This is a genomic window from Streptomyces atratus (assembly GCF_040655115.1).
GTDB classification, from domain to species: Bacteria; Actinomycetota; Actinomycetes; order Streptomycetales; family Streptomycetaceae; genus Streptomyces; species Streptomyces atratus_D.
The window spans coordinates 1-10,102 of the sequence record NZ_JBFAJH010000098.1 but is presented as its reverse complement, the minus strand read 5'-3'; the positions used below and the strand labels follow the sequence as shown (position 1 = coordinate 10,102).

The window sequence follows — 10,102 nt, the reverse complement described above, 5'->3', positions numbered from 1 at the left end:
AACGCGGGGGACCAGCGCATCCAAAACCGTTCGGGATGCGCGCAGTTCCGGGACGTGGGTACAAGGCTCACTCCTGGACACTGTTTAGGAACGGTTCTCGACGGCGCACGGGCATCAGACGCCCCCGCACCCACCGGACCCGGCCCGATAACATGCCGGTGTACTGATCGTCCACGCGACCGAGGAGCCCGGCCATGGCGGGAGAACCGCAGCCCGACTGCCTGTTCTGCAAGATCGTCTCGGGAGAGATTCCGGCAACCATCGTCCGCGAGTCCGAGACGACCGTCGCCTTCCGCGACATCAACCCCCAGGCCCCCACCCACGTACTCGTCATCCCCCGCGTCCACCACCGCGACGCCGCCGCGCTCGCCGCCGCCGAACCGCAGATCGTCGCCGACATACTGCGTGAGACCGCACTTGTCGCCGCCGACGAGAAGATCACCGACACCGGGTACCGGGTCGTCTTCAACACCGGCAGCGGTGCCGGGCAGACCGTCTTCCACGCGCACGCCCACGTCCTGGGCGGCCGGGGACTGCAGTGGCCGCCCGGATAACGCCGAACACCCCCGAATCACAGGCCGCCGCACCCATGTCCGTACGCGAACTCGTCGTCCTCGGCACCGCCAGCCAGGTCCCCACCCGGCATCGCAACCACAACGGCTATCTGCTGCGCTGGGACGGCGAGGGCATCCTCTTCGACCCCGGCGAGGGCACCCAGCGGCAGATGCTGCGTGCCGGTGTCGCCGCGCACGACATCAACCGGATCTGCGTCACGCACTTCCACGGCGACCACTCCCTCGGCCTTGCCGGGGTGATCCAGCGCATCAATCTCGACCAGGTCCCGCACCCCGTGACCGCGCACTACCCGGCGAGCGGGCAGCGCTTCTTCGAGCGGCTGCGGTACGCGACCGCCTACCGCGAGTCCGTCGAGCTGACCGAGGCCCCCGTCGCGGCCGACGGGATCCTCGCCGAGACCGCCGCATACACCCTGCACGCCCACCGGCTCTCCCACCCCGTCGAGTCGTACGGCTACCGCCTCGTCGAGCCCGACCGGCAACGCATGCTGCCCGCCAAGCTCGCCGAGCACGGCATCACCGGGCCGGACGTCGGGATGCTCCAGCGGCAGGGATCGCTGGGCGGCGTCGCACTCGACGAGGTCTCCGAGCGCAGACGCGGCCAGCGCTTCGCGTTCATCATGGACACGAGGCTCTGCGACGGCGTGTACGCGCTTGCCGACGGGTGCGACCTGCTGGTCATCGAGTCGACCTTCCTCGACGAGGACGAACGGCTCGCCACCGACCACGGTCATCTCACCGCCGGACAGGCGGCCCGGGTCGCGCGCGACGCGGGCGTACGGCATCTCGTGCTGACGCATTTCTCGCAGCGGTACGGAGATCCGGACGCCTTCGCCTCCCAGGCCCGAGCAGCCGGGTTCGAGGGCGAACTGACCATCGCCCAGGACCTGATGAGTGTTCCTGTGCCGAGCCGTCATCAACAGCATCAGTAACCCGCAGCAACAGTGAGGGAGCAACCCGTGCATCTCCCCAAGGCAGAACTCCACCTCCACATCGAAGGAACCCTGGAACCCGAGCTGGCCTTCGCCCTCGCCGAACGCAATGGCGTGGAGCTGCCGTACGCGAACACCGAAGAGCTGCGCACCGCCTATCTCTTCGACGACCTGCAGACCTTCCTGGGCCTCTATTACGCGCTGATGGCCGGGCTGCGCACCGAGGAGGACTTCGAGCAGCTCGCCGACGCCTACCTCGCCCGCGCCGCCGCCCAGGGTGTCCGCCACGCGGAGATCTTCTTCGACCCGCAGGCGCACACCGCCCGCGGTGTCCCGATCGGCACCGTCGTCGAAGGACTCGGCCGGGCGCTCGACCGCAGCGAGGAGACCCACGGCATCTCCACCCAGCTGATCATGTGCTTCCTGCGCGACCAGTCCGCCGAATCGGCCCTGGAGACCCTCGACGCCGCGAAGCCGTACCTGCACAGGATCAGCGCCGTCGGCCTGGACTCGGCGGAGGTCGGGCATCCGCCCGCGAAGTTCCGTGAGGTGTACGAGGCGGCCGGGGCGCTCGGGCTGCGGAAGGTCGCACACGCCGGAGAGGAGGGGCCGCCGGAGTACATCCGGGAGGCGCTCGACGTCCTCGGAGCCGAGCGCATCGATCACGGGCTGCGCTGCATGGAGGACCCGGACCTGGTGAAGCGGCTCGTCGCCGACCGGGTGCCGCTCACCCTCTGCCCGCTGTCCAACGTACGGCTGCGCGCCGTCGACACCCTGGAGCAGCACCCGCTGCGGGCGATGTTGGACGCCGGGCTGCTCTGCACGGTGAACTCCGACGACCCCGCGTACTTCGGCGGATACGTCGGAGACACCTTCCATGCCGTCCACGAGGCGCTCGGACTGGAGCGTGAGCAGCTGCGCACGCTGGCCCGGAACTCCTTCGAGGCGGCCTTCCTCGACCACGACGAGGAGCGCAGGTCGCGCTACCTGTCGGAGGTCGAGGCGTACGAGTTCGACCAGAGCCTGCCGGGTGACCTTCGTCCGCCCGATCAGAGGTCACCCGGCAGGCTCTGACCGTCCGCGCCCGACGGACCGGCCGTCCGGAACGCGTTCCTGCCGAGGCGCCTGCGGCGCAGCGCGGGCATGCTGATCTCCGTGACGGCCTGTTCCGGCGCGCCCATCCTGGGCACCGCGCCGGACAGCGTGCCGGTGGTCGCGGCGAGCAGCGCCGCGGGGGCGCCGCCCCGGCGGCGGACGGAGCCGGGCACCAGCGGACGGCCGCCGGTGTGCAGCGCGACGGCCGTGACCGGGGCGGCGACCAGCAGGGTCACGGCGCCCAGGATCAGGCCCATCACCGGGTAGCCGGCCGTCTCGGACAGCACACTGCCGAGGACCGGGCCGCAGGCCACGCCGACGGACGACGCGGAGCCCGCGAGAACCGCCCAGCGGCCCCGTACGTCCAGGGACGCGGCCAGACCGATCAGGTACGACAGGACCACCGGGTAGACGGTGTTCCACGTGATCTCGCCGGTGGCGAACGAGCCGAGTCCCGCGGCCGACGAGCTGAGCACGATGCTGCCCGCGATGATCACGGTGCCGAGGCCGATCGGGACGGCCCGGCCGAGCCTGGCGCCCAGGACTCCGGCGCCCATCACGCCGAGCAGGCCGGCGCCGAGCGCGGCGGCGAACACCGCGCCGATGGTGACCTCCGAGAGCCCGGCCTGGGACACGCCGATCCGGCTGCTGACCCCCCACAGCGCGTTCTGCGCCATCGACCAGACGAGCATGCCGCCCGCCAGCACCAGACCGGAGCGGCGGTGCGGCAGCCGGCCGCTCACCGGCGCCGTCGAACCGGTGGGCGCCGAGCCGCCGAGCCGCGCGGTGGCGGGCCAGACCAGCAGGGCGACCAGGGCGATCGCGGCGAACGGCAGCCGGTGGCCGCCACCCAGGTGAGGGATCGTCAGGTAGAGGGTGCCCGCGGTCGCGGAGACACTCAGCAGGCCCAGGGACGAGGTCCGGTGCGGGTCGCGCTGCGCGGCGATACCGGCCGCGGCCACGGCCGTCGCCGTACCCGAGCCGAGCCCGCCGATCACCGCGCCCATGACCACGAGGGGCACGGAACCGGCCAGGGCGGCGCACCCGTAGCCCACCACGGCCAGCGCGAGTCCGGCCCGCGCCGGTCTCCGCGACCCGTACCGCTCGACCCGGCCCGCCAGGGCGAACCCGGCGGTGGCCGAACTCAGCAGGAGCGCGCTGCCGACCAGACCCGCCTGGGCCGCGCTGAGGCCCAGATGCGTGGAGAGCCGGCCGACGATGGTGGGGAGCAGATAGGCGGCGAGGTAACCGGCGGTGAACACGGCGACCAGAGGCCACGCGGCGCGAGGGCGCGGGGACATGGGCGTTCCTGAAGACATGCCGGAGGAGGCAGGGAAGGCGGGGAGGGGTACAGCGGGGGGACGTGGCACTCGTCGGTGTCGATCGGCGACGGTGCGTGCGGGCCAATTTGTATCAAGTGCGCACAGTCGACCGAAAGGCACCTCTGAGTGATCTGGGTCACATTGGTGTTTGCTGTCTTACGAAGCGGGTAACAGCGCATGTTTACGCAGGTCAGTGTTGGTGTGCGCGGACCCGGGGCGCGTCAGGCACCGGTCCGGCTCACGCCCGCCCGGCGCGACGGCGCGGACCCATCGGATGCAGGGGCGCATCGGGCACACTGGCCGGATCTGCCACGACCGGGGAGTGCAAGGTGAGCACAGACAATCCAGGCATCGACCCACTGGACGGGCTGCGTGCCCCGCAGGACCCGGACTGCGACGTGTTCCTCACCGGCACGGTCTTCCTCGACATCGTCTTCACCGGCCTGGACAGCGCCCCGGTCCGCGGCACCGAGTCCTGGGCGCGCGGCATGGGCTCCAGCCCCGGCGGCGTCGCCAACATGGCCACCGCGCTGGCCCGGCTCGGACTGCACACCTCGCTCGCCGCCGCGTTCGGCGACGACCACTACGGGGAGTACTGCTGGGACGCCCTCGAACAGGGCGAGGGCATCGACCTCTCGATGTCGCACACCGTCCCCGGCTGGCACTCGCCGGTGACCGTCTCCATGGCGTACGAGGGCGAGCGGACGATGGTCTCGCACGGCCACGAGGCCCCGCCACCCGCCGCCCCCTCGCACGCGGACCGGGCCTTCCCGCGCTGCCCGCCGCGCGCCCGCGCCGCTGTCGCCTCGCTGACCCCCGGCCGCAGCGAGCCGTGGGTCGCCGTCGCGGCCCGGCACGGCGCCCGGATCTTCGCCGACGTCGGCTGGGACGAGACCGGCCGCTGGGACCTGGACGCGCTGCCCGACCTGCGGCACTGCCAGGCGTTCCTGCCCAACGCGGAGGAGGCGATGCGCTACACCCGTACCGACTGCCCCCGTGCCGCCGCCCGCGCCCTCGCCGAACGGGTGCCGCTCGCCGTCGTCACGCTGGGCTCGGAGGGCGCCTACGCGGTGGACGCGGCGACCGGTGTCACCGCCGAGGTGCCCGCGATCGAGGTCGAGGCCCTCGACCCGACCGGCGCGGGCGACGTCTTCGTCGCCGGATTCGTCACCGGCACCCTGGCGGACTGGCCGCTGGCCGACCGGCTGGCCTTCGCCGGACTGACCGCGGCGCTCTCCGTCCAGGAGTTCGGCGGGTCGCTGTCGGCGCCGGGCTGGGCGGAGATCGCCGCCTGGTGGCAGCGGGTCCGCACCTGCGACGGGCAGGACCCGGCGGCCCTCCAGCGCTACGCGTTCCTGGAGCATCTGCTGCCCGCCGCCGCCCGGCCGTGGCCGCTGCGCCGGGCCGTACCGACGATCGGCTTCCGCCACCCCGCGTGACGCGGGCACTGATGTTCGCACCGTGTGCGAAAAAGCCCTCGGTGTTGTCCGTGCGGAGTCGTAGGCTTGGTTCCAGAGGTTGTCGAGCGGCGAGAACCCTGCAACGGGAGGTATGTGCAGGCCCGAGGGCCGGCCCATGACTCAGACACCCACACAGCCGCAGGCGCGTGCCCAGATCATGATTCCGGCCGCACACCCCATGGTGATGCTCCTGGGATCGGGGGACTCCCTGTTGCGCGTGATCGAAACGGCGTTCCCGGCGGTCGATATCCATGTCCGGGGCAACGAAATCAGAGCCACGGGTGACGCAGCCGATGTCGCCCTGATCCAGCGCTTGTTCGACGAGATGATGCTCGTGCTCCGCACCGGGCAGCCGATGACGGAGGACGCAGTGGAACGGTCGATCGCCATGCTCCGGGCGAGTGGCAACGGGCAGGGGGAGCCGCAGGGCGAGACGCCCGCCGAGGTGCTCACCCAGAACATCCTCTCCAACCGCGGTCGCACGATCCGCCCCAAGACGCTCAACCAGAAGCGCTACGTCGATGCCATCGACAAGCACACGATCGTCTTCGGCATCGGACCCGCCGGTACCGGCAAGACGTATCTCGCCATGGCGAAGGCGGTCCAGGCCCTGCAGTCCAAGCAGGTCACCCGGATCATCCTGACCAGGCCCGCCGTCGAGGCCGGCGAGCGGCTCGGGTTCCTGCCCGGCACACTCTTCGACAAGATCGACCCGTATCTGCGCCCGCTCTACGACGCGCTGCACGACATGCTCGACCCCGACTCGATCCCGCGGCTGATGGCGGCGGGCACGATCGAGGTGGCGCCGCTGGCGTACATGCGTGGCCGCACGCTCAATGACGCGTTCATCATTCTCGACGAGGCGCAGAACACCAGCGCCGAGCAGATGAAGATGTTCCTGACCCGGCTCGGCTTCGACTCGAAGATCGTCGTCACCGGTGACGTCACCCAGGTCGACCTGCCGAACGGGACCAAGAGCGGTCTGCGTCAGGTCCAGGAGATCCTGGACGGCGTGCAGGACGTGCACTTCTCGCGGCTCACCTCCCAGGACGTCGTCCGGCACAAGCTGGTCGGCCGTATCGTCGACGCGTACGAGAAGTACGACAACCGAGACAGCCACAAACGGAAGTAGTCGCAGCGCACCATGTCGATCGACGTCAACAACGAGTCCGGAACCGAGGTCGACGAGCAGGCGATCCTCGACATCGCCCGCTATGCGCTCGCACGGATGCGGATCCACCCGCTCTCCGAACTCTCGGTGATCGTGGTGGACACCGACGCCATGGAGCAGCTCCACATCCAGTGGATGGACCTGCCGGGGCCGACGGATGTCATGTCCTTCCCGATGGACGAACTGCGTCCGCCGGCCAAGGACGACGAGGAGCCCCCGCAGGGGCTCCTCGGTGACATCGTGCTCTGCCCGGAGGTCGCGAAGAAGCAGGGCGAGGACGCGGAGACCCAGCACTCCATGGACGAGGAGCTCCAGCTCCTCACCGTCCACGGGGTGCTGCATCTGCTGGGGTACGACCACGAGGAGCCGGACGAGAAGGCCGAGATGTTCGGTCTCCAGGCGGCGATCGTGGACGGCTGGCGTGCCGAGCACGGCCTGACCGGCCCGTCGCCCGCCCCCACCGTCTCGTGAGCGTCCCCCTCGTCCTGGGTGCCGTTCTCCTGGTCGTGATCGGCTGGCTGGCGGCCTGCGCCGAGGCGGGCATCGCCCGGACGTCGAGCTTCCGGGCGGCCGAGGCGGTGCGCTCCGGGCGGCGCGGCAGCGACAAGCTGGAACAGGTCGCGGCCGACCCGACCCGCTATCTCAATGTCGCCCTGCTCGTGCGGGTCGCCTGCGAGATGTCGGCCGGCGTGCTCGTCACGTACGCCTGCCTGAAGGAGTTCCCGGAAGCCTGGGAGGCGCTGGCCGTCGCGATGGGCGTGATGGTCCTCGTGTCGTACGTCGCCATCGGCGTCTCGCCGCGCACCATCGGGCGGCAGCACCCGCTGAACACGGCGACGGCGGCGGCGTACGTGCTGCTGCCGCTCGCCAGGATCATGGGCCCGATCCCACAGCTGCTGATCCTCCTCGGCAACGCGCTCACCCCCGGCAAGGGGTTCCGGAAGGGCCCGTTCGCCAGCGAGGCGGAACTGCGCGCGATGGTCGACCTTGCCGAGCAGGAGTCGCTGATCGAGGACGAGGAGCGGCGCATGGTGCACTCCGTCTTCGAGCTCGGCGACACGCTGGTGCGCGAGGTGATGGTGCCGCGGACGGACCTGGTCTGCATCGAGAGGTACAAGACGATCCGGCAGGCGCTCACCCTGGCCCTGCGCTCCGGGTTCTCCCGGATCCCGGTCACCGGGGAGAACGAGGACGACATCGTCGGGATCGTCTACCTCAAGGACCTGGTCCGCAAGACGCACATCAACCGGGAGTCGGAGGCCGATCCGGTCTCCACGGCGATGCGTCCCGCGGCGTTCGTGCCGGACACCAAGAACGCCGGTGATCTGCTGCGCGAGATGCAGCAGGACCGCAGCCACGTCGCCGTCGTCGTCGACGAGTACGGCGGCACGGCGGGCATCGTCACGATCGAGGACATCCTGGAGGAGATTGTCGGTGAGATCACCGACGAGTACGACCGTGAGCTCCCGCCCGTCCAGGAGCTGGAGAACGGCTGCTTCCGGGTGACCGCCCGGCTCGACATCGGCGACCTGGGCGAACTGTTCGGCCTCGACGAGTTCGACGACGAGGACGTGGAGACCGTCGGCGGACTCCTTGCGAAGGCGCTCGGCCGGGTGCCGATCGCCGGGGCCTCCTCCGTCGTCGACCTGCCCGACGGGCGTCGGCTGCGGCTCACCGCGGAGTCCCCGGCGGGGCGCCGGAACAAGATCGTCACGGTGCTGGTGGAGCCGGTGGTGCCGGAGGAGGCGGAAGCGGAATGACCTCGCAGGAGTTGAGGGCGTTCTGCCTGGGGTTCAACGCGAGCGTCGAGGAGTTTCCGTTCGGACCGGAGACCTCGGTGTTCAAGGTGCTCGGCAAGATGTTCGCGCTCAGCACGCTGGACGCACGGCCGCTCACGGTCAACCTGAAGTGCGATCCGGATGACGCGGTGCGGCTGCGGGAGGAGTACGCGGCGATCGTCCCGGGGTGGCACATGAACAAACGGCACTGGAACACGGTGACGGTGTCGGGGGTGCCGGGGCCGGTGCTGCGGGAGCTGATCGAGGACTCGTACGACTTGGTGGTGGCGGGGTTGCCGCGGGCGGAGCGGCTGCGGCTGGACCGGGGGTAGAGCGGGCCCGGACCCGGGCCCGCCGTCGCCGCAGGGGCCGGCTGTGGCCCGTCATGCGCGACGAAGCTCCGCCGCCACTGCCACCCCTGCCGAGACCGGGATCACCGGGGCCACCCCCACCACCATCCGCACACCGTCGAACAGCCCGCCCTGCGTCGTGGACACCCCGTGGCCGGACACCGGTACGGAGGCCACGCTCCAGTGGCTCGCCTCGCCGGAAGGCCGCCGCGGCTCGATGTGCCGGGTGAGCGGGTGACCGCCCTCGTGCGGTTCCCGGCCTTCCGCTTCGTATGCTCGGCACATGACTGAGAGCACCGACCTCGGCCCCGAGGACCGCAAGATCGTCACGCTGGCGCGCAGCGCCCGCGCCCGCAACGGAGTGCCGGAGGGCGCGGCCGTACGGGACGAGACCGGACGCACGTATGTCGCGGGCACGGTACAGCTGGAGTCGCTCAAGCTGAGCGCCCTGCAGACCGCCGTCGCGATGGCGGTGGCCAGCGGCGCCACGTCTCTGGAGGCGGCCGCGATCGTCTCCGAGGCCGAGACCCCGTCGGACGCGGACCGCGCCGCCGTGCGGGACCTGGGCGGGCCGCAGACCCCGGTGCTGCTGGCCGGGCCGGACGGCGCGGTGCGGGTCAGCGTGACGGCCGGCTGACATCGGATGTCGTCAGGGTCCCTGCGGGGCAGGGATCCTGACAGTCTGATGGCCCATCAGTCGGGGCATTTCGCTGCCATTGACTTCTTTTCGACCGAAGTCATCAAGGGCCCCCTGTCGGCGTAGAAGAGCTGCCGCGCCGCTTCCCGCAGGAGGGGGTTCCATCCCTGATCTTGCGTGGGTATCCCCGGCTTCAGCCGGGGAGGGAAACGCATCCTGAGCGCGGAGGCGCGGAGCGCCGGAGTTCTCTGCGTCTGCGTCGGTGACGGTCGGGTGGGCCGCTTCTGTCCTTCGATGTACTGGCGGATCACGGTGAGCGGTGCGCCGCCACAGGAGCCGGCGAAGTAGGAGCGGGACCAGAACACCGGTCCCATGCCGGTCCGGTTGATGCGGTCGGTGTACTCGGCCCGCAGGTACCGGGAGCTGACGCCCTTCAGGCTGTTGATCAGCCTGGAGAGGGCAATCTTCGGCGGGTGGTGCACGAGAAGGTGGACGTGGTCGGCTGCACCGTTGAACTCGCGCAGCTCCGTCTCGAACCCGGCGCAGACCTCGCGCATGATCTCTTCGCACCGTTTCAGCATGGCGTCATCGGACACGCCGCGCCGGTATCTGGTGAGGAACACCAAGTGAGCGTGAAGTGGTACTCGACGTGGCGGCCGGTGTGAATATCGGAGTTTGGTTCCCTATGTCGTGACATAAGCCAATTGGAGTATGATCTCCGAAGCTGACCGGGAGGGGGTGGGCCGGGTGATCCGTGCGTACAAGTTCCTCATGCGGCCCAC

Annotated in this window: 11 protein-coding genes and 1 pseudogene; 10 read left to right on the top strand and 2 right to left on the bottom strand. The window is 70.4% G+C overall.

Annotated features, from left to right (window positions below; genetic code table 11):
- Nucleotides 1-194 precede the first annotated feature (194 nt).
- From AB0I23_RS40400 to AB0I23_RS40390, 3 genes are read left to right on the top strand one after another with little or no spacing between them, the layout of a single operon-like run.
- Nucleotides 195-554, top strand: a complete 360-nt coding sequence (locus AB0I23_RS40400; RefSeq protein WP_359118147.1) for a histidine triad nucleotide-binding protein — start codon at nt 195-197, stop codon at nt 552-554.
- Between the two features lie 35 nt (nt 555-589).
- Nucleotides 590-1,507 (top strand): ribonuclease Z, encoded by a 918-nt coding sequence (locus AB0I23_RS40395; RefSeq protein ID WP_359118149.1) that lies wholly within the window; start codon nt 590-592, stop codon nt 1,505-1,507.
- 27 nt (nt 1,508-1,534) lie between these two features.
- A complete protein-coding gene (locus tag AB0I23_RS40390; protein WP_359118145.1) occupies nt 1,535-2,581 on the top strand; it encodes an adenosine deaminase in 1,047 nt (348 codons plus the stop codon).
- Here the strand turns inward: AB0I23_RS40390 and AB0I23_RS40385 are convergent.
- On the bottom strand, nt 2,557-3,903 hold the full coding sequence (locus tag AB0I23_RS40385) for an MFS transporter (protein ID WP_359118143.1): 1,347 nt from the start codon (nt 3,901-3,903) through the stop codon (nt 2,557-2,559). The genes AB0I23_RS40390 and AB0I23_RS40385 overlap by 25 nt on opposite strands.
- A gap of 350 nt (nt 3,904-4,253) precedes the next feature.
- Here AB0I23_RS40385 and AB0I23_RS40380 point away from each other — a divergent pair, with 350 nt between their 5' ends.
- From AB0I23_RS40380 to AB0I23_RS40350, 7 genes are all read left to right on the top strand, one after another.
- Nucleotides 4,254-5,363 (top strand): carbohydrate kinase family protein, encoded by a 1,110-nt coding sequence (locus AB0I23_RS40380; RefSeq protein ID WP_359118141.1) that lies wholly within the window; start codon nt 4,254-4,256, stop codon nt 5,361-5,363.
- Nucleotides 5,364-5,499: 136 nt separating this feature from the next.
- Nucleotides 5,500-6,516, top strand: a complete 1,017-nt coding sequence (locus AB0I23_RS40375; RefSeq protein ID WP_359118139.1) for a PhoH family protein — start codon at nt 5,500-5,502, stop codon at nt 6,514-6,516.
- Between the two features lie 12 nt (nt 6,517-6,528).
- Nucleotides 6,529-7,026: an rRNA maturation RNase YbeY gene (gene ybeY / locus AB0I23_RS40370; RefSeq protein WP_030921061.1), complete on the top strand. Its 498-nt coding sequence runs from the start codon at nt 6,529-6,531 to the stop codon at nt 7,024-7,026.
- Nucleotides 7,023-8,315 (top strand): hemolysin family protein, encoded by a 1,293-nt coding sequence (locus AB0I23_RS40365; RefSeq protein ID WP_359118135.1) that lies wholly within the window; start codon nt 7,023-7,025, stop codon nt 8,313-8,315. Before ybeY ends, AB0I23_RS40365 begins: the two co-directional genes overlap by 4 nt.
- Nucleotides 8,312-8,665: an MmcQ/YjbR family DNA-binding protein gene (locus AB0I23_RS40360; protein WP_359118133.1), complete on the top strand. Its 354-nt coding sequence runs from the start codon at nt 8,312-8,314 to the stop codon at nt 8,663-8,665. The genes AB0I23_RS40365 and AB0I23_RS40360 overlap by 4 nt, the downstream gene beginning before the upstream one ends.
- Before the next feature lie 43 nt (nt 8,666-8,708).
- A complete protein-coding gene (locus AB0I23_RS40355) occupies nt 8,709-8,921 on the top strand; it encodes a hypothetical protein (RefSeq protein WP_359118130.1) in 213 nt (70 codons plus the stop codon).
- A gap of 45 nt (nt 8,922-8,966) precedes the next feature.
- A complete protein-coding gene (locus AB0I23_RS40350) occupies nt 8,967-9,320 on the top strand; it encodes a hypothetical protein (protein ID WP_037697728.1) in 354 nt (117 codons plus the stop codon).
- A gap of 275 nt (nt 9,321-9,595) precedes the next feature.
- Here the strand turns inward: AB0I23_RS40350 and tnpA are convergent.
- Nucleotides 9,596-10,017 (bottom strand): annotated as a pseudogene (tnpA, locus tag AB0I23_RS40345) (IS200/IS605 family transposase); the annotation flags it as partial.
- Nucleotides 10,018-10,102 lie beyond the last annotated feature (85 nt).

What these genes read in the sequence shown, in the direction of transcription:
- AB0I23_RS40360 (WP_359118133.1), top strand. Translation starts at nt 8,312, where the DNA reads ATGACCTCGCAGGAGTTGAGGGCGTTCTGCCTGGGGTTCAACGCGAGC.
- ybeY (WP_030921061.1), top strand. Translation starts at nt 6,529, where the DNA reads ATGTCGATCGACGTCAACAACGAGTCCGGAACCGAGGTCGACGAGCAG.
- AB0I23_RS40375 (WP_359118139.1), top strand. Translation starts at nt 5,500, where the DNA reads ATGACTCAGACACCCACACAGCCGCAGGCGCGTGCCCAGATCATGATT.
- AB0I23_RS40385 (WP_359118143.1), bottom strand. Translation starts at nt 3,903, where the DNA reads ATGTCCCCGCGCCCTCGCGCCGCGTGGCCTCTGGTCGCCGTGTTCACC.
- AB0I23_RS40395 (WP_359118149.1), top strand. Translation starts at nt 590, where the DNA reads ATGTCCGTACGCGAACTCGTCGTCCTCGGCACCGCCAGCCAGGTCCCC.
- AB0I23_RS40350 (WP_037697728.1), top strand. Translation starts at nt 8,967, where the DNA reads ATGACTGAGAGCACCGACCTCGGCCCCGAGGACCGCAAGATCGTCACG.
- AB0I23_RS40400 (WP_359118147.1), top strand. Translation starts at nt 195, where the DNA reads ATGGCGGGAGAACCGCAGCCCGACTGCCTGTTCTGCAAGATCGTCTCG.